The following is a 17,359-nucleotide window of genomic DNA, read 5'->3' as shown; positions in this document are numbered from 1 at the left end:
GCCACGGTGTCCACCGTCCCCGCCCCTGCCCCACGACGTCTGATCGGCGTCGGTGTCGGCCCAGGAGATCCCACTCTCACCACCATCAAAGCTGCGCTGGCGCTGAGGGCGGCCGACGTCGTCCTCGTCCCCGCGACGGAGGCCTCCGGCGACGGTCCGGGCCGCGCTGAGCTGATCGTCGCGGACGTCGCGCCCGACGCGCGGATCCGGCGCATCCCGTTCTCCATGGCGGACCGAAGCGGCGTCTCGGACAGGCGGAAGGAGGCGTGGCTCACCTCCGCGTCGGCCGCGCTGGAGGAATTCGACGGCGGGGCCCAGCGCGTGGCCTTCGCCACCGTCGGCGATCCGTCGGTGTACTCGACGTTCTCGTACCTGGCGGCGCACGTCGTGGAGTCGCGGCAGGGCGTCGAGGTGGAGGTGATTCCCGGGATCACAGCGATGCAGGCGCTGGCCGCGGAGTCGAAGACGCCGCTCGTGGAGGGGCAGGAGATCCTGGCGCTGGTTCCGGTCACCGTCGGCCTCGACCGGGTGCGGGAGTTGTTGGGAGCCGCCGACACCGTGGTCGCCTACAAGGGTGGCCGGAAGCTACCCGAACTGGTGCGCGTGCTCCGGGAGGAGGGGCGCGACGCCGTGCTGGGCGTCAACGTGTCCCTCGAGGGGCAGCGGCTCGTGGCGCTGGACGACCTGACCGACGACGAACGGGCGCCCTACTTCTCCACCGTGCTGAGCGCCCCGCGCCGCACGGGGACGGGCGGTGCGCTGTGAGCGGCAAGGTGGTGTTCGTCGGTGCCGGTCCGGGCGCCGCTGATCTCATCACGCTGCGCGGGGCGCGCGTGATCGGGGAGGCCGACATCGTCATCTGGGCGTCCTCGCTGGTGCATCCCGACATCGTCGCAGGCGTGAAACCGGGGGCCGAGGTCATCGATTCCGCGTCCGCCTCGCTGGAGGACATCGCGCCCCTCTACGAGCGGGCCCGCGACGAGGGGCTCACCGTCGCCAGGGTGCACACCGGCGACCCCTCCATCTACGGCGCCACCGCGGAGCAGCGCGACCTTATCCGCGAACTGGGGCTCGACTTCGAATCGGTGCCCGGCATCTCCGCCTTCTCGGCCGCGGCGGCGCGCATGGAGGTGGAGATCACGGTGCCGGAGGTGTCGCAGTCGCTGATCCTCACCAGGCTGGAGGGCGGCCGCACGCCGATGCCCCCGAAGGAGACCGTGCGCTCGTTCGCCGCGCACGGCGCCACCATGGCGCTGTACCTGTCCGCGGCGCGCAACAAGGTGCTGCAGGACGAGCTCCTGGCGGGCGGCTACCCGCCGGAGACCCCGTGCATCGTCGGGTACCGCGTGACCTGGCCCGACGAGATGATGCTGCGCTGCGCACTCGACGAACTCTCGGCGACGATGCGCGAGCACAAGCTGTGGAAGCACACCGTCGTCCTGGTGGGTCCGGCGCTGGCTGAAGGACCGCTCAGTACCCGCTCGCATCTCTACCATCCCGGGTTCCGGCACGAGTACCGCGCGGCCGAACCCCAGGCGCAGGCAGACCTGCGCGCCCACGGCACGCGGGGCGTCACGGAGGAACTGTCATGATCCACGTCCACGGTTACCTGGGGCAGCTCGCCCCGGAGACGGTTGCGCTGGCCGAGCGGGCGGCGCTGGTGGTCGGCGGCCGGCGGCACCTGGAGGCTTTGGGGGTGGAGGAGCCGCGCCGGGTGGTGCTCGGCGCGCTGACCCCGGCGCTGGAGCGGCTGCGCTCCCTGCCGGACGGCGCCGACGCGCTGGTGATCGCCAGCGGCGACCCCGGCTTCCACGGCATCGTGCGCCGGCTCCGTGCCGACGGCTTCGAGCTGTCGGTGCGGCCGGCGGTGAGTTCCGTGGCGGCCGCCTTCGCTGCCGTCGCGCTGCCCTGGGATGACGCCGTCGTGGTCTCCGCCCACGGGCGCCCCATCGACGACGCCGTGGCCGCGGCGCGCAGGCACCCGAAGGTCGCGGTGCTCACCGGGCCGGGTACCGGCCTGCGCGAGATCGCGGCTGCGCTCGCCCCTGCCGAGGGGTTGCGCTTCGTCGTCGCCGAACGGCTGGGGGAAGCCGACGAACAGGTGCGCTGGTTCTCGCCCGAGGAGGCGCTGACGGCAGACGTGGCGGAGCCCAACGTCGTGATCATCCTCGACGGCCTGGGCGTCCGCCGTTCGACCGGTCCGGGGCTCAGCGCTGGGGCTGGCTCAGGGCGCGTCGAGGGCTCAGGGAACGTGATCGGTCAGGTCACCAACTCGGCGGCGGCTCGGCGGCACGCCGACGCCATCGACGGCGTCGTCGGAGCCACGCTCCGCTTCGACGGCCCGGCCTGCGAAGGGCTGGCGGCCGCCTGGCAGCGGTGCGATCTCATCGTCAGCCACCTCGCCCTGGGAGCGACCTCGCGCATCATCGCGCCGTTGCTGCGGGACAAGAAGACCGACCCCGCCGTGGTCGTCGTCGACGAGGCCGGCCGGTTCGCCGTCCCGCTGGTGGGCGGGCATGCGGGCGGCGCCAACGACCTCGCCCGGCGGATCGCCGAGGCCACAGGCGCCACGCCGGTGCTGACCACCGCCACCGACGCGCTGAACATCCCCGCCCTGGACACCCTGGGCTGGGCCTACTCCGGCGACGTCGCGGCCGTCACCCGGGCCATCATCGACGGCGGGCCGGTGCTCGTGCAGAAGTGGCAGCCGTGGCCGCTGCCGCCGCTGCCGGCCAACGTGTCAGAGAACGCCGAGCGCCCCGTCGCCCGGATCCTCGTCACTGACCACACGCTGGTTGAGACTGAAAGAGTCCCCACCGTCGTGTTGCATCCCCCCAGCCTCGTGGTGGGCATGGGCTGCAACAAGGGCACCTCCGCCGAGCACCTCCGCGGACTCCTCGAGGCGACCCTCGCTGAGCACAACCTGGCCCTCGAGTCGGTGACCGCGCTCACCACCATAGACGCCAAGGCCGGCGAGCTCGGGCTGATCCAGCTAGCCCATCAGTTGGGGGTCAAACTCCTCGACTACCCGGCCGCGGAACTGGCCGTCTTCGACGTGCCGACGCCCAGCCAGTACGCGCTGGAGCACGTCGGCACGCCGTCGGTCTCGGAGGCCTCTGTGATGGCGCGCGGCGCCCGCCTCATCGTGCCCAAGCAGAAGACCCAGGACGCCACGTGCGCCGTCGGCCGTATCCCCGCGCGGGGGCGGCTCAGCGTCGTGGGGCTCGGCCCCGGGGTCCGCGACCTCCTCACGCCCCGCGCGAAGCAGCGTCTCCAGCAGGCCACCTACGTCGTCGGGTACGCCCCGTACGTCAAGCAGATCCGCGACCTCATCCGCCCCGGCGCCCGCATCATGGCCACGAAGATGGGCACCGAGGAGGAGCGCACGGCCTCGGCGATCGACGCGGCCCGGGCCGGCGAGAACGTCGCCCTGGTCTGCGGCGGCGACCCGGCGATCTACGCGATGGCCAGCCCCGTGCTGGAGCAGGGCACCGACGGCGTGGACGTCGACGTCGTGCCCGGCGTGACCGCCTCGCTCGCGGTTTCCGCCATCCTTGGCGCGCCGCTGGGCCACGACCATGCCACCATCTCGTTGTCCGACCTGCACACCCCCTGGGAGTCCATTGAGCGGCGCCTCCACGGCGCCTCCGTCGGCGACTTCGTCACGGTCCTCTACAACCCGCGCTCCCGCAAGCGGGTGGCGCATCTCCCGCGGGCCCTGGAGATCCTCGGCGAGCACCGCCCACCCGACACCCCTGTGGCGGTGGTCCAGCAGGCGGAGCGCCCTCGACAGAAGGTCATCCTGAGTACGCTGGCGGAGTTCCGGCCCGAGTGGGTGGACATGAATTCCCTTGTCGTGGTGGGCTCGTCGTCGACGAAGTACGTCACGTCCGGCGGGGGGCGCCAGCTGATGGTCACCCCGCGGGATTACACCTGGATGGATCCGGCGGTTCCAGAGGGGCAGGGAATACACCGGACAGGGTCGGTGGTTCTGGAAGAGCAGGGCGCCGCGAACGAGCTGCAGGCTCACCAAGGACCGGCGCCCGAACTACACCCCAAGGACAACGCATGAGGACCCCCCTGTTGATCGCGGCCCACGGCACGCGGCTCGAAGCGGGAGTGGAGGCGTGCCTGGAACTCGCCCAGTTGGTGCGCGAGAGGGTGCCTGGCGTGCCGGTCAACGTGGGGTTCGTCGAACTCACTGAGCCGTCCATCACCGCAGCCCTCACCCAGGCACTGGAGCAGCATGGGCCGCGCGCGGTCGTCGTCCCGCTGATGCTGGGCACCGGCGGGCACGTGCGCTCCGATATCCCGGAGTTCATTGCGGAGGCTCGCTCGGCGGTGCCCGGGGCGCACGTGGACTACGCGGCGCATCTGGGCCCGCATCCGCGCCTGATGGAGGCCGTCGAGGGCCGGCTCCACGCGGCCCGCGGCGATTGGGCACCTGCCGAGACCAGCGTGGTGTTCGTGGGCCGTGGCGCCCTGGTGCCGGACGCGAACGCCGATCACGTGCGCCTGGCCCGCATGCTGCTGGAGCGGGGGGAGTGGGCCGACGTCGAACCGGCGTTCATCCAGGTCACCCGCCCGTCGCTGCCCACCGCCCTGGATCGTTCGTACGCGGCGGGGGCACGCCGCATCGTGGTGATGGGGCACTGGCTGTTCCCCGGCATGCTCAGCACCTGGACGCAGCGGCAGACCGACGAATGGGCCGCCGCCCACCCAGATGCCGAGGTGCGGGTGGCCGATGTGATCGGGGCGTGCGCGGAACTGGCCGACGTGGTGGTGGAGCGCTACCTGGAGATGCTGCCGGAGGCGCCGCCGCATGGGTCGCCCACCTATCTGGCGGGGCTGTTGCTGCGCAACCGAGACGTGCTGGTGCTGGGCGGCGGCAAGGTCGCGGAGCGCCGCGTGCCACGGCTGCTGGAGGCCGGGGCGCGGCTGAGGGTGGTGGCGCCCCATCTGACGCCCGCGCTGCGGATGCTCGCTGAGGAGGGCCGGTTTGAATGGATCCGGCGGGCGTTCCTCGATTCCGACCTGGGTGACGCCTGGTACATCCTCGCCGCCACCGATGACCCGACGGCGAACCGCGCCGCCTCCCAGATGGCCGAGGCGCACCACCGGTTCTGCGTGCGGGCCGACGACGCACGGGCCGGCACCGCGTGGACGCCGGCAACGGCGGACGCACACGGGCTGACGGTCGCGGTGATCGGCAACCGGGACCCGCGCCTGTCCCGCGCGGTCCGCGACGCGGTGGTGGCGGTGGTCGCGGACCCCGACTCCTGAGCGTCGTGTCCTGAGCCAGCCCTAGCTCAGCTGGCGGGTTGCCAGACTACGGCGGTGCGGGCGATGAGTTCCTCGAGCCGGCTGAAGTCAGGGGGCTCGGATTCGTCCGGGCGGGGTGGTGCCTTGGCTGACGGGGTGAGTTCGCGCATCAGGTGTCGTGGGTGTTGCCTGGGTCTGCGCGCCGGATCGACATGTCGGGGTGGGGTGAACCACGGCATCCCGGTGACCTGGTCCAGGTGGACCTGCCATTGTGATTCGGGTGACTGTTGTGGGTCTGGCTCGACCAGCCGGTGATGGTGCGGGCAGAGGAGAACGCCGTTGGCGAGTGAGGATCCTCCGCCTGCCCACCAGGGGACGATGTGGTGCGCGTCACACGAGGCCGGTGTGGCGGTGCAGTGGGGGAACGCGCAGCCCCCGTCCCGCAGCATCAGGGCAGCGCGGATGGCGGGGGTGAACAACCGATGCTCGCGGCCGACGTCGAGGGGCTGGGAGTCGCTGCCGAGCACCATGGGGATCACGCCCGCGTCGCACGCCATTCTGCGGGCCGCTCCTGGGGCGAGGCCGTCGACGTCGAGGCCCGGCAACCCGACCGCTCCCAGCCCGGTGGTGAGGGTGTCGAGGTGCATGGTGATGTGGACCCGGGGCCGGTCCCCGCCATGAGCAGGCAGGTCACCGGCAGCGGCCGCGGCCTGAGCCAGCAGCACCAGGGCGTCGGCGCGTCGTACGTCCGGCCCCGGAGTTTCGCCCGCGTCCGCGTAGGAGGAGGCCGACGGCAGCAACGCCTCCAGTTGCGCGGCCAACAACGCGGCATCTGCCACCGGTAGCAGGCCGGTGATCCGGATCGAGCCGTGATGGTCCGGTGACAGACGCAGGAACCTTCCCCTGCGCGCGGCCCGCTCTTCGGCTGCCAGACGCTTCGCGTCGTCAGCCTCCGCCAGGTCAGGATCGATCACCTCGGCCAGCCGCGACGCCAACTCCCGCAACTCCGAAGGCCCCAGGGTGTCCACGTGTTCAAGGACCGACTTCTGGCACTCCACCAGATCTGCGCGGGTCAACCGGCCGGGCAGCTTCCGCAGCCCGGAGATGATCGCCTCGGCCTGCGCCAGCGAGATCTCCCCGTCGTTCAACGCCGCGGCGATCAGCGGGAAGCGTTCCCCGAGATCCAGCGCCAGTTTCAACGACGCGGTGGCCTGGGCTGTGGTGGTGCGCACGGACTGACGGACCTCGTCGACGACACTGTCTGCGGCGGAGAGGCGGGCCTCGTGCAGGAGGTGGAGACGCAGGCCGGCCAGTTGGGCCTCGGCCTCGGTGACGGTGTGCACCATGGTGGCCAACCGTTCTGCGGCCGGTGAATCAGTGCGGAGTGAGCCTACGGCGTCCCAGAGCGCAGCGATACCCTGCTGCATCAGTTCCCGCGCTTCGCTCATGTGAACTATTCTAAAGGAACGCACGGTCTAAAACAAGGGAAAAGGCCCTTGTCAAAGGCAACTTGCGCTAGCACTGACCTCTGACAATTTCCGTCGCTACGTGGCCGATCACGGGCGGTGGGCATCGCGGTCGGCGTCGGGATCCTTCGACCAGTTGCAGGCGGCAGGCTCAGGATCACGTTCCCTCAAAGTTCGGTAGCCCGAAATTGACGAAACCGGGATAGTCAGGAAACAGAACGCGCGCGCTGCGGTTGTACGAATTCTCCAGATAAGCAAGGAGACGTTTCTTCAAACCCGCATTGATAATCACAGCCACCAGAGGGAGGTGCATCGGATTGCCACGGCTGCGTTCTGCGGTGAGTCGACTCTGCAATCTCTCGCTATCCCCGGGTGGAACCTCGATGTCGAGGCTGGCGAAAGGACCGGAAAGATCCCGCGCCAAGTCCTGTTTAGGCAATGCGCCAGCGACGAAGAAGCCCTCTTGTGCACGGAGTCGAGGATTCGGGTTTGACTGCTCGACCAAGAATGGCCCAGTCGTTTCGAGCGCCTGCTCAAGGGTCCAACCGACGGGGTTGCCAATGGAGCCATACGTAGGCGGCTCGTAGGCATCGCCGACCGTCATGTGCTTCGGCCATCTCGTCACGTTAAGAGCCAAGAGGAGCCCCGTCTTAGAAGGTCTGCTGCCCTGTCCATTTGTTTCAGGTTGCTGGCTGACATGCGAACCATAGGGCAGTCATCGGATTACTAGTAAAATCCAGAAGTCTGGTGGGCGCCCCGAAGTGTTGAAGGTCAGCCAATAGTTGGAGGTCATCAACGTGACCGTTTTCCGTGATCCCGAAGCCCCAATTTCGCGCCTCAGCCAGTGACGCGAGTTCCGCCCGGCGCATCTGGTCTTCGGTCACTTTGTGCCCCAAGCGCCGATGAAGCGATGAACGCAGATCGAAGTCGATGCTGCTCATCCCGCGCCACGCGAACTTCTGACCCCGGCTGTACACGCCAATAGACCCTAAGACCTGCATCACGTCTCTGGCGCTTTTGGGCTCAACGTACCAGCCGGTCATCTTCCACATAAAGCCGTTACTCAAGTCTCTGCCCCGCCATACGCGCGACCCTACCGGAACGGTAGTAAACGGTTGGTGGCGCAAAGGCCCGCCATCTTCGATGCCCGACTCGTGGAACCCGTGCGCCGGGGCAAACCTGTGACAGGTGGGACCAGATTGGTAACTAGCCAGGTTGTTGATCGACGATTCTCCGCCTGCCCACCAGGGGATGATGTGGTGCGCCTCACACGAGGCCGGTGTGGCGGCGCAGTGGGGGAACGCGCAGCCCGCGTCACGGAAGATCAGGGCGGCGCGGATGGCGGGGGTGAACAGCCGATGCTCTCTGCCGACGTTGAGGGGCTGGGAGTCGCTGCCGAGCACCATGGGGATCACGCCCGCGTCGCACGCCATTCTGCGGGCCGCTCCTGGGGTGAGGCCGTCGACGTCGAGGCCCGGCAACCCCACCGCTCCCAGCCCGGTGGTGAGGGTGTCGAGGTGCATGGTGATGTGGACCCGTGGCCGGTCTCCGCCATGGGCCGGAAGCTCGCCGGACGCGGCCGCGGCCTGGACCAGCAGCACCAGCGCGTCGGCGCGGCGAACGTCCGGCCCCGGCGTCTCGCCCGCATTCGCGTACGAGGAGGCCGACGGCAGCAACGCCTCCAGCTGCGCCGCCAGCAAGGCGGCATCCGCCACGGGCAGTTGCCCGGTGATCCGGATCGAGTCGTGACGGTCCGGCGAAAGGCGCCAGGAACCTGCCTCGCCGCGCGGCCCGCTCTTCGGCCGCCAGGCGTTTCGCCTCGTCGGCGTCCGCCAGGTCAGGATCAATCACCTCGACCAGCCGCGACGCCAACTCCCGCAACTCCGAAGGCCCCAGCGTGTCCACATGCTCAAGCGCCGACCTCTGGCACTCCACCAGATCGGCGCGGGTCAACCGGCCGGGCAGCTTCCGCAACCCCGAGACGATCGCCTCGGCCTGCGCCAGGGAGATCTCCCCGTTGTTCAACGCCGCAGCGATGAGCGGGAACCGCTCCCCGAGATCCAGCGCCAGTTTCAGGCAGGCGGTGGCCTGACCGGTGGTGGTGCGCACGGATTGGCGGTCCACGTCGACGACACTGTCTGCGGCGGAGAGGCGGGCCTCATGGAGGAGGTGGAGGCGCAGGCCGGGCGGGTGGGCATCGCGGTCGGCGTCGGGATCCTTCGACCAGTTGCAGGCGGCAGGCTCAGGCGTCGAGCCCCACCCGCCGCAACAGGTAGGTGTCGAACATCCATCCCTTACGGGCCGCGGCGTCGGCCCGCACCCGGGTGATCTCCTCCCGGACGTCGGACAGTCGGCCGCTGAGGAGGATCTCATCCGGCGTGCCCAGGTACGCGCCCCAGTAGATCTCGATGCCGGCGGGATCGATCGTCGCGAAGGTCTGCTTACCGTCGAGCATCACGACGACGTCGTCCACGCCGTCGGGCAGCCCGTCGGCCAGGAGCCGCGCTGGGCTGATCTGCACGGCCCTGCCCTGCCGGTTGAGCGGGATGCGGTGCCGCGCCGCCAGCGCCAGCACGCAACTGATCCCTGGGAGCACGCGGACCGAGAACGGTTCGACGGCGGCCTCCGCGATGCGCTCGACGATGGCCAGCGTCGACTCGTACAGGCTGGGGTCGCCCCACACCAGGAAGCCGCCGGTCTCGCCGGCGCCGAGCGCCCCGTCGATGGCGGCGCCCCACTGCTCGAAGCGCTGCTGCCGCCACCGGGTCACAGCGGCGGGATAGTCGGGCGTGCTGCGCCAGGGCCGGGGCGGGTCTGTCAACTCCACCACGCGCACACCGGGAAGATCAGATCCCCGGTGCCGGGCCACCAGATCACGCCGGAACGCGACGGGCTCCTCGTACTCGTCCTCCTTGACCACCACGAACAGGACGTCGAGCTCGCGGATCGCCGCGACCGCTTCGAGCGTGAGCCAGTTCGGGTCGCCCGCGCCGATGCCGATCAGCGCTACCTCGCGGCCCATCAGCCCTCCTGCCGGGACGTGTTGGTCAGCTCGTCCACGCTGGCGATCGCGTTGACCGCGGCCACCGTCAACGCCGAGCCGCCGCGTCGGCCGTGCACCACCAGGTACTCCAGGCCGAGGCTGTTGGCGGCCAACGCCGCCTTCGATTCCGCGGCGCCGACGAAGCCCACCGGGATGCCCACCACGGCGGCGGGCCGGAGCCCGGTTTCTGCCACCACTTCGAGCAGCCGGAAGAGCGCGGTGGGGGCGTTTCCGATGGCGACGACTGCGCCGTCGAGGCGGGGCAGCCACAGGTCGATGGCGGCCATCGTCTTGGTCATGCCCTTGTCAGCAGCCAATTGGGCCAGCGCCGGGTCCTTGATGTGGCAGATCACCTCGTTGTCGCGCGGGAGACGCGAGCGGATGATGCCGGTTGCGACCATCGACGAGTCGCAGAAGATGGGCGCCCCGGCCCGCAGCGCGGCGTTGGCCGCTGCGACGACCCCCGGCGTGAAGTCCACGTCGTCGGCGAGGTTGGTGGCCGCGCTGGCGTGCACCATGCGCACCACGACGCGGCTGATGTCCTCTGGGAAGCGCTCCAGGTTGGTCTCCTCCCGGATGATGCGGAAGCTCTCGCGGTAGATCTCGGAGCCGTCGGTGAGGTAGTCGTAGGTCACGCCGACACCGTAGTGCACCCCCCGGCGGTCCTCGCGAGGGGTGTCTGGTTGGATGGGGACACAACACAAAACCCCCCGTGAGGAGACCAGGAAGCCGGAACGAGCCGGCACGGTCGCGCCACTGTGAACCGCCCAGCCGGGCGGAGAGTCAGGAACTGGATCCCCACCACCCGATCGCCGGGACGCGACATCCCGGCCGAAAGGAATCCCCATGCACATCGCAGAGGGGATGCTGCCACCGCTGCATTGCGCAGCCTGGTTCGCAGCGTCCGCACCGTTCGTGATCCACGGCGCCGTCGCCGTGGTGCGGAGCTCACGCGAGCGCCCAGAGAACAAACTGCTCATCGCCGCCGTCGGTGCCTTCACGTTGGTGCTGAGCGCGCTTAAGCTGCCATCGGTGACCGGTTCGTCGTCGCATCCCACCGGTACCGGGTTGGGGGCCGCGGTGTTCGGCCCGCCCGTGATGGCGCTCATCGGCACGCTGGTGCTGCTCTTCCAGGCGCTGCTGTTGGCGCACGGGGGCCTCACGACACTCGGCGCCAACGTCTTCTCCTTCGCGGTGGCCGGCCCGTGGGCCGCCTACGGCGCCTTCCGCCTCGTCCGGGCCCTGCGCCCGCCGGCATGGCTGCCGGTGTGCTGCGCCATGTTCGTGGCCAACCTCACCACGTACCTGGTCACCTCCGCGCAGTTGGCGCTGGCGTACCCCGACGCTGCGGGCGGCTTCGCTGCAGCCTTCGCCAAGTTCGCCACGGTGTTCGCGCTCACGCAGATCCCCCTCGCCGCGGCAGAGGGAGTGCTGGGCGTCCTGGTTTTCGGGTTTCTGGCGCGCGCCGCGCGCCCCGAACTGGTGCGCCTGGGCCTGCTCAGCGAGGGCGCCCATGTCTAGGGGTAGGTTCCGCACCTGGGAGCTGGTCACCGTCATCGCCATCATCGCCGCGCTGGTGGTGGGCTACCTCCTCGCGGTGGTCCTCGCTCCCGACGGCGCCACTTTCGAGGGAACGGATGCGACGGTGGGGGCGATGCTCCCCGCCGAGCCCTGGGCAGAGCCCCTCTTCTCGCCCGCCAGCTACGGGCCGGAGGTGGAGGCCGGCCTCTTCGCCATCCAGGCGGCTGTCGGGGGAGTCGTTCTCGGCTTCCTGCTGGGCCGCCTGACCCGTCGCGTCTCTCCCGACGCTACGGAGGAGTAGGGCCATGGCGCACTTGGCGACGGTCGACGACGCGGCCTGGGGGTCGCCGTGGCGCGCGCGTCCCGTCGGCATCAGGGTGGCGTTGTCGCTCGCCCTGGTCCTCACGGCACTGGTGACCCCGGCGTGGCCAGGGTCCGCGCTGGTGGCTGCGGTCGCCGTCGCGCTGATGCTGGGTTCCGCACGGATCCGGGCCTCCCTCGTGGCGCTCGTCACGGTGCCGCCGGTGGTCTTCATCGCCGTGGGGGTCCTTCCGCTCGCCGTGCAGGTGGGCGGCGCTGCCGTGCTCTCGTGGGCGCCCGACGGCGGGGCCAGGGCGCTGGATGTGCTGGCACACGGCGTCGCGGGCACGCTCGCCCTGCTGCTGCTGGTCACCACCACGACCATGGTGGACCTGCTCGCCTGGTGTCGCGGGTTGCGCATCCCGGCACCGCTGCTGGAGATCGCCGAGCTGATGTACCGGCTGGTGTTCGTGCTGCTGAGCACCGCCGTCGCTCTTCAGCAGGCGCAGCAGGCCAGACTGTCCGCCGACGCCCCGTTCACCCGCCGGCTGCGCTACGCCGCCGACGCCACCGGCACCGTCCTGCTGCGCACCTGGGACCGCGCCACGCGCCTGCAGCACGGCCTGGCGCTGCGCGGCTACGAGGAGGACCTGCCGACCCTGCGGCCCGCCCCGGGTGCTGCCGGGCTGAGCGTGCTGCGCGACGCCGCGCTCGTCGTCGGCATCTGGCTCGCCGTCTGGGCGGTGGCGTGATGCTGGTTGCCGAGGAGATCACGGTCGCCTACCCGGACCGGCCCGTGCTGTCCGGCGCGTCCATCCAGGTGGGGCGCGGGAAGGTGGCGCTGCTCGGCGCCAACGGGTCCGGGAAGACCACGCTCTTGCACGCGTTGGCCGGGGCCCTGGAACTGCGCTCCGGCAGGGTGCTCCTCGACGATCAGCAGCTGCAGCGGTCGCGCGCCGGGTTGCGCGCCCACCGTCGCCGCGTGCAGCTCGTGCTGCAGGACCCCGACGACCAGTTGTTCTCCGCCGACGTGCGCCAGGACGTGTCGTTCGGGCCGCTGAACCTGGGGCTGTCCGAGACCGACGCCGCAGTGCGGGTGGACGAGACGCTGCGGCAACTGGGCATCGCGCACCTCGCGGCGCGGCCGACGCATCGCCTCAGCTACGGCGAGCGGAAGCGGGTGGCGCTCGCGGGCGCCGTCGCGATGCGTCCCGACTACCTGTTGCTGGACGAACCCACCGCGGGCCTCGACCCCGAGGGTGTCCACGAACTGCTGGCCGCCCTGGACGGCCTGGACGCCGGGATCCTGCTGGCCACGCACCATGTGGCGTTCGCGCTGGCCTGGGCCGACGAGGTCGCCGTGGTGGTGGACGGTAACGTGCGGCAGGGGCCGGTGTCGCTGCTGAACGACGCGGCGCTGCTGACCGCCGCCCGGCTCCACCGTCCGTGGCCGCTCGAGCTCGCGGGTCGCCTCGGGTTGGCGGGCACCCCGAGACACCTCGACGACGTCACCGCACTGCTGGAGGCACGATGATCAACGACCCGCACTGCACCGTCCTCGGCCGCACCCCCGGCCTGCCGGAGGAGGTCTTCGAGCACGATGGGTTGATCACGAAGCGGACGCTGCGCGCAGGCGCCCTGGCGCACCTGCGGCCGATGCCGGGTGAGTTGCTGTGGGATCTGGGGGCCGGCGCTGGTTCGGTGGGCATCGAGTGGTGCCGCGCGGCGGAAGGTTGTCGCTGCGTCGGTGTGGAGCGGGTCGATCAGCGGGCTGACCGGGCGGAGGCCAACGCCAGGCGGTTGGCGCCGGCCGGAAGCTACACACTGGTCCGGGGCGCCGTCGAGGACGCGCTCGCCGAGCTGCCGGACCCCGACGCCGTGTTCATCGGCGGCGGCGCGACACCCGCCCTGGTGGAGCTGGCCATCGGCCGGCTGCCGGAGGGCGGCCGGATCGTCGTGCACGGCGTGACGGTCGAGGCCGAAGAGGTGTGTGTCGCGGCCCATCGACGGTGGGGTGGCGCGCTGGCGAGGGTCGGCGTCGAGCACGCCGAGCCGATCGGTCGCCTGCTGGGCTGGACCCCGGCGCGCACCGTCGTGACGTGGGCGCTGCAGCGATGAGCACGAAGGAACTGCGCAACCGGCCCGTCCTGGCCGTCCACACGGGCGACGGGAAGGGCAAGACCACCGCCGCCGTCGGCATGGCACTGCGCGCCTGGGCCCAGGGCTGGAGCGTGGGCGTCTACCAGTTCGTGAAGTCGGCCAAGTGGCGTACCGGGGAGCAGGCGGCGTTCGCGGCGCTGGCCGGCGACGTCACATGGGAGAAGATGGGCACCGGCTGGAGCTGGTCGCGGGCCCACACCGCCTCTGACCCGGAGACCGGGGCGCGCGAAGGATGGGCACGGATCCGCGAGGGCCTCGCCGAGGAGCGGCACCGCTTCTGGTTGCTGGACGAGTTCACCTACCCCATCGCCTGGGGCTGGGTGGATCTCGACGAGGTGCTCACCGTGCTCCACGAGCGCCCAGGCACGCAGCACGTGGTCATCACCGGTCGACGGTGCCCACAGCCGCTCATCGAGGCTGCGGATCTCGTCACCGAGATGGTGCCCGTGAAGCATCCCTTCACGCAGGGCCAGCGCGGGCAGGCGGGCATCGAATGGTGAGCCGGATCGTGGTGGCCGCACCGTCGTCGGGCAGCGGGAAGACCACCGTCGCGACGGGCCTGATGGCGGCCCTCCGGGCGCGCGGGCTGACGGTGTCGCCGTTCAAGGTGGGCCCGGACTACATCGACCCCGGCTACCATGGCCTCGCCACCGGGCGGCCCGGGCGCAACCTGGATCCGGTGCTGTGCGGCGAGGAGTTGATCGCGCCGCTGTTCAGGCACGGGGCCGAGGGGGCCGATGTCGCCGTGGTGGAGGGCGTGATGGGCCTCTTCGACGGTCGCCTGGGCACGAGGGGGGAGGGGTCGACGGCCCATGTCGCGAGGCTGCTCGACGCCCCCGTCGTGCTGGTGGTCGACGCCCGGCACACCTCGCGCACCGTCGGCGCGGTGGCGTTGGGGATGGCGCGCTTCGACCCCGCAATCCGCGTGGCGGGGGTGATCCTCAACCAGGTGGGCAGTGACCGCCACGCGACGGAGGCCCGGGCCGCCGTCGAGGAGGTGGGCCTGCCGGTGCTCGGCGTGCTGCCGCGCAACCTCGAGATCGAGGCGCCGTCGCGGCACCTCGGCCTGGTGCCGGCGGCGGAGCGCGACGACGCGAAGATCGCCGCCATGGGCGAGGCCGTGGCCGCGCACGTCGACCTCGACGCGGTGCTGGCGGTGGCCAGGACCGCAGCACCCCTGGGCGTGGTGCCGTGGCGCCCGGATCCGGGCTGCGTAGTGGAGGGCACGCCCACCATCGCCGTGGCGGGGGGCCGGGCCTTCACCTTCCGCTATCCCGAGACCGACGAGCTGCTCGCCGCCGCGGGTTGCCGCGTCGTCGAGTTCGACCCCCTCCTCGACGACTCCCTCCCTGCAGGGACCCGCGGGCTCTGGCTGGGCGGCGGTTTTCCCGAGATGTATGCCGCCGAGTTGGCGGCCAATGCCACCCTGATGGGGGAGATCCGCGACTCCGTCCGCTCAGGCCTCCCCACGGTCGCCGAATGTGCCGGGTTGCTGTACCTCTGCCGAAGCCTCGACGGCGTCCCCATGGCAGGTGCGATCGGCGCCGACGCCGCGATGGCGCCCCGGCTCACCCTCGGGTACCGCACCGCCACCACGGAGCGGGCCTCGCTGCTGGGCCGCCCGGGGGAGGAGATCACCGGCCACGAGTTCCACCGCACGCGGCTCCTCAACCGTCCAGCCGCCGGCCCCGCCTGGCTGCTCCCGGACCCCGACGGCGTTGCCACCGCCACGCTGCACGCGTCCTACCTCCACGTCCACTGGGCCGGCCACCCGCAACTCGCGGCCCGCTTCGCCGAGGCAGTGGGCGCATGACGGACCTGTGGCACCACGGCGACAAGGATCTCGCGCCGGGGCTCATCGACTTCGCCGTCAACGTCCGTCAGCCCCGCACCCCGGCGTGGCTGGTGGAGGCCATCATGCGCGACGCCGACTGGGCCGCCTACCCGGACCCGGAACCCGCCAGGCTGGCCATCGCGGAGCACCACGGCGTCGACCCCGCGATGGTGCTCCCGACGGCAGGCTCCGCCGAGGCCTTCACCCTCATCGCCCGCGCCGTCACCGGCTCGTCCCTGATCGTGCATCCGCAGTTCACCGAACCCGAGGCCGCTCTGCTGGCCGCCGGCCGCACACCCCAGCGCCACGTACTGACCCCCGAGAGCGACTTTCAACTCGACCCCGGCGTCGTGCCGCCGGCCGACCTGATCGTGGTGGGCAACCCCACCAACCCGACGGCGGTGCTGCACTCCGCGGCTGACCTGGCCGCGCTGCGCGCCGGGGTGCTGGTGGTGGACGAGGCCTTCCTCGACGCCGTGCCCGGCGAACCCGAGACGCTCATCGCGCCCAGCATGCCCGGGCGGCTGGTGCTGCGGTCGCTCACCAAGACCTGGGCGCTGGCCGGTCTCCGCGCGGGCTACGTCGTCGGAGACCCCGCCCTCATCGAGGCGCTCGAGCGCCAGCAGCCGCCGTGGTCCGTCTCCACCCCGGCCATCCGGGCCACCCTCGCGTGCCTGACGGCGCGCGCCCGGGCGGAGGCGGCCGGGCTCGCGCGGGACGCCGCTGCCCATCGTCGCGACCTCGTCATGCGCCTCACGGACCTCGGCCTGCGTACAGTCCCGGGTGCCGCCCCGTTCGTGCTGGTCGACACCGTGAGCAATTGGATGGGGTCACGGTGCGACACGCCGAGGAAAACACCCCAAACCACCGACGACCCCACCCAATTGCTCACGGAAGGACCACGTCGAGCGCTGGCTCAGCGAGGCTTCGCCGTGCGGCGCGGGGAGACCTTCCCCGGGCTCGGCCCCACCTGGCTGCGGCTCGCGGTGCGCACGCCGGACGTCCACGAACACCTGGTCGAGGCGCTGCGTCAGCTGGGGGTGGGCCGGTGACTCACCCACGCCAGGGCGTCCTCGACGCTCGCCACCTCGTCGGCCGCCGGCAGCTCGGGGCGCCGCAGCATGATCACCTCGGCCCCGTACTCCTCGGCGACGGTCAGCTTGGCCTCAGTGGCCGCGCCTCCCGAGTCCTTGGTCACCACCACACCGACCCCGTACCGGCGGAACAACTCCCGCTCGCCGTCGACCGTGAGCGGCCCGCGGACAGTCAGCACCTCCCAGCCCGCAGGAAGGATCTGGGAGGGAGCCTCCGCCACCCGCGCGACCACGCGATGCCCCGCCAGCGCCGGCACATAGTCGACGGTGTGCTGCCGCCCCACGGTGAGCAGCACCGTCCGCTCGCCCTCGGCAGCCGCAGCCGCGGCCTCGGGGTGCGAATCCACCCAGCGCCACGTCGCTGCGAGGGGGTGCCCGCCCCAGCCGGGCCGCACCACGCGCAGCAGCGGCACCCCTGCCCGGGCGCAGGCGGCCACGGCGTTGGCCGACATGGTGGCGGCGAACGGATGCGTCGCATCCAGCACCGCCTCGACGCGGTGCTCCCGCAGGTACGACACCAAGCCCTCGGCGCCGCCGAAGCCGCCGCGCCGGGTGTCGCCCACTGTCAAGGGGTCCTCCGTCCGCCCGGCCAGGGAGAGCACGGCCCCGCTCCCTAGCGCGGCCGCCAACCGGCGCCCCTCCGCGGTGCCGCCCAGAATCAAGATCACCCCACCATCCA

16 protein-coding genes and 2 pseudogenes are annotated in these 17,359 nt (G+C 71.3%); 11 read left to right on the top strand and 7 right to left on the bottom strand.

What is annotated here, in order from left to right:
* Nucleotides 1-6 precede the first annotated feature (6 nt).
* The 4 genes from cobI to J7D54_RS11965 are packed head-to-tail and all read left to right on the top strand — an operon-like array spanning nt 7 to nt 5,283.
* Entirely contained in the window at nt 7-765 is a 759-nt protein-coding gene (gene cobI / locus J7D54_RS11980; protein WP_182764088.1) for a precorrin-2 C(20)-methyltransferase, read from the top strand.
* Nucleotides 762-1,592, top strand: coding sequence for a precorrin-4 C(11)-methyltransferase (cobM, locus tag J7D54_RS11975; protein WP_182764087.1), 831 nt, complete (start codon nt 762-764; stop codon nt 1,590-1,592). The genes cobI and cobM overlap by 4 nt, the downstream gene beginning before the upstream one ends.
* Nucleotides 1,589-4,072, top strand: a complete 2,484-nt coding sequence (gene cobJ / locus J7D54_RS11970; RefSeq protein ID WP_182764086.1) for a precorrin-3B C(17)-methyltransferase — start codon at nt 1,589-1,591, stop codon at nt 4,070-4,072. Before cobM ends, cobJ begins: the two co-directional genes overlap by 4 nt.
* A complete protein-coding gene (locus J7D54_RS11965) occupies nt 4,069-5,283 on the top strand; it encodes a CbiX/SirB N-terminal domain-containing protein (RefSeq protein WP_182764085.1) in 1,215 nt (404 codons plus the stop codon). Before cobJ ends, J7D54_RS11965 begins: the two co-directional genes overlap by 4 nt.
* A 26-nt stretch (nt 5,284-5,309) precedes the next feature.
* On the opposite strand, the gene J7D54_RS11960 is transcribed toward J7D54_RS11965, so the two are convergent.
* From J7D54_RS11960 to J7D54_RS11935, 6 genes and pseudogenes are all read right to left on the bottom strand, one after another.
* Entirely contained in the window at nt 5,310-6,710 is a 1,401-nt protein-coding gene (locus J7D54_RS11960) for an HNH endonuclease signature motif containing protein (protein ID WP_182764084.1), read from the bottom strand.
* A gap of 175 nt (nt 6,711-6,885) precedes the next feature.
* A complete protein-coding gene (locus tag J7D54_RS11955; protein ID WP_182764083.1) occupies nt 6,886-7,332 on the bottom strand; it encodes a hypothetical protein in 447 nt (148 codons plus the stop codon).
* Nucleotides 7,333-7,408: 76 nt separating this feature from the next.
* Nucleotides 7,409-8,569, bottom strand: a complete 1,161-nt coding sequence (locus J7D54_RS11950; RefSeq protein WP_371811094.1) for an FRG domain-containing protein — start codon at nt 8,567-8,569, stop codon at nt 7,409-7,411.
* A gap of 1 nt (nt 8,570) precedes the next feature.
* Nucleotides 8,571-8,837 (bottom strand): annotated as a pseudogene (locus J7D54_RS14470) (DUF222 domain-containing protein); the annotation flags it as partial.
* Nucleotides 8,838-8,970: 133 nt separating this feature from the next.
* Nucleotides 8,971-9,750, bottom strand: coding sequence for a precorrin-6A synthase (deacetylating) (cobF, locus tag J7D54_RS11940; RefSeq protein ID WP_182764080.1), 780 nt, complete (start codon nt 9,748-9,750; stop codon nt 8,971-8,973).
* Nucleotides 9,750-10,406 carry a precorrin-8X methylmutase gene (locus J7D54_RS11935; protein WP_245243990.1) on the bottom strand — a complete coding sequence of 219 codons (657 nt, stop codon included), beginning with the start codon at nt 10,404-10,406 and terminating at the stop codon, nt 9,750-9,752. The genes cobF and J7D54_RS11935 overlap by 1 nt, the downstream gene beginning before the upstream one ends.
* A 211-nt stretch (nt 10,407-10,617) precedes the next feature.
* Between J7D54_RS11935 and J7D54_RS11930 the strand changes: the two genes are divergently transcribed.
* The 7 genes and pseudogenes from J7D54_RS11930 to J7D54_RS11900 all read left to right on the top strand — a co-directional run bounded on the left by J7D54_RS11930 (nt 10,618) and on the right by J7D54_RS11900 (nt 16,638).
* Nucleotides 10,618-11,292, top strand: a complete 675-nt coding sequence (locus J7D54_RS11930; protein ID WP_182764078.1) for an energy-coupling factor ABC transporter permease — start codon at nt 10,618-10,620, stop codon at nt 11,290-11,292.
* Nucleotides 11,285-11,593 carry an energy-coupling factor ABC transporter substrate-binding protein gene (locus J7D54_RS11925; protein WP_182764077.1) on the top strand — a complete coding sequence of 103 codons (309 nt, stop codon included), beginning with the start codon at nt 11,285-11,287 and terminating at the stop codon, nt 11,591-11,593. Before J7D54_RS11930 ends, J7D54_RS11925 begins: the two co-directional genes overlap by 8 nt.
* A gap of 4 nt (nt 11,594-11,597) precedes the next feature.
* The gene (gene cbiQ, locus J7D54_RS11920; protein ID WP_182764076.1) at nt 11,598-12,344 is read left to right on the top strand and encodes a cobalt ECF transporter T component CbiQ; all 747 of its coding nucleotides are present in this window, start codon (nt 11,598-11,600) and stop codon (nt 12,342-12,344) included.
* Nucleotides 12,329-13,126, top strand: a complete 798-nt coding sequence (locus J7D54_RS11915; RefSeq protein ID WP_370585861.1) for an energy-coupling factor ABC transporter ATP-binding protein — start codon at nt 12,329-12,331, stop codon at nt 13,124-13,126. The genes cbiQ and J7D54_RS11915 overlap by 16 nt, the downstream gene beginning before the upstream one ends.
* Entirely contained in the window at nt 13,123-13,710 is a 588-nt protein-coding gene (gene cbiT, locus J7D54_RS11910; RefSeq protein WP_182764075.1) for a precorrin-6Y C5,15-methyltransferase (decarboxylating) subunit CbiT, read from the top strand. The genes J7D54_RS11915 and cbiT overlap by 4 nt, the downstream gene beginning before the upstream one ends.
* Nucleotides 13,707-14,252: a cob(I)yrinic acid a,c-diamide adenosyltransferase gene (cobO, locus tag J7D54_RS11905; protein WP_182764074.1), complete on the top strand. Its 546-nt coding sequence runs from the start codon at nt 13,707-13,709 to the stop codon at nt 14,250-14,252. The genes cbiT and cobO overlap by 4 nt, the downstream gene beginning before the upstream one ends.
* Nucleotides 14,246-16,638 (top strand): annotated as a pseudogene (locus J7D54_RS11900) (cobyrinate a,c-diamide synthase). The gene cobO and the pseudogene J7D54_RS11900 overlap by 7 nt, the downstream one beginning before the upstream one ends.
* On the opposite strand, the gene J7D54_RS11895 reads toward J7D54_RS11900, so the two are convergent.
* Nucleotides 16,617-17,348 (bottom strand): cobalt-precorrin-6A reductase, encoded by a 732-nt coding sequence (locus J7D54_RS11895; protein WP_182764073.1) that lies wholly within the window; start codon nt 17,346-17,348, stop codon nt 16,617-16,619. The pseudogene J7D54_RS11900 and the gene J7D54_RS11895 sit on opposite strands and share 22 nt — an antisense overlap.
* Nucleotides 17,349-17,359 lie beyond the last annotated feature (11 nt).

Origin of the sequence: Tessaracoccus sp. MC1865, from assembly GCF_017815535.1 — a bacterium.
Taxonomy (GTDB): domain Bacteria; phylum Actinomycetota; class Actinomycetes; order Propionibacteriales; family Propionibacteriaceae; genus Arachnia.
The sequence above is the reverse complement of the archived record's forward strand: the minus strand, read 5'-3'. Positions and strand labels throughout refer to the sequence as shown.

Coding starts and splice junctions, on each gene's coding strand:
- cobJ (WP_182764086.1), top strand. CDS start 1,589: ATGATCCACGTCCACGGTTACCTGGGGCAGCTCGCCCCGGAGACGGTT.
- J7D54_RS11965 (WP_182764085.1), top strand. CDS start 4,069: ATGAGGACCCCCCTGTTGATCGCGGCCCACGGCACGCGGCTCGAAGCG.
- J7D54_RS11960 (WP_182764084.1), bottom strand. CDS start 6,710: ATGAGCGAAGCGCGGGAACTGATGCAGCAGGGTATCGCTGCGCTCTGG.
- J7D54_RS11955 (WP_182764083.1), bottom strand. CDS start 7,332: ATGACGGTCGGCGATGCCTACGAGCCGCCTACGTATGGCTCCATTGGC.
- cobF (WP_182764080.1), bottom strand. CDS start 9,750: ATGGGCCGCGAGGTAGCGCTGATCGGCATCGGCGCGGGCGACCCGAAC.
- J7D54_RS11930 (WP_182764078.1), top strand. CDS start 10,618: ATGCACATCGCAGAGGGGATGCTGCCACCGCTGCATTGCGCAGCCTGG.
- J7D54_RS11925 (WP_182764077.1), top strand. CDS start 11,285: ATGTCTAGGGGTAGGTTCCGCACCTGGGAGCTGGTCACCGTCATCGCC.
- cbiQ (WP_182764076.1), top strand. CDS start 11,598: ATGGCGCACTTGGCGACGGTCGACGACGCGGCCTGGGGGTCGCCGTGG.
- cbiT (WP_182764075.1), top strand. CDS start 13,123: ATGATCAACGACCCGCACTGCACCGTCCTCGGCCGCACCCCCGGCCTG.
- cobO (WP_182764074.1), top strand. CDS start 13,707: ATGAGCACGAAGGAACTGCGCAACCGGCCCGTCCTGGCCGTCCACACG.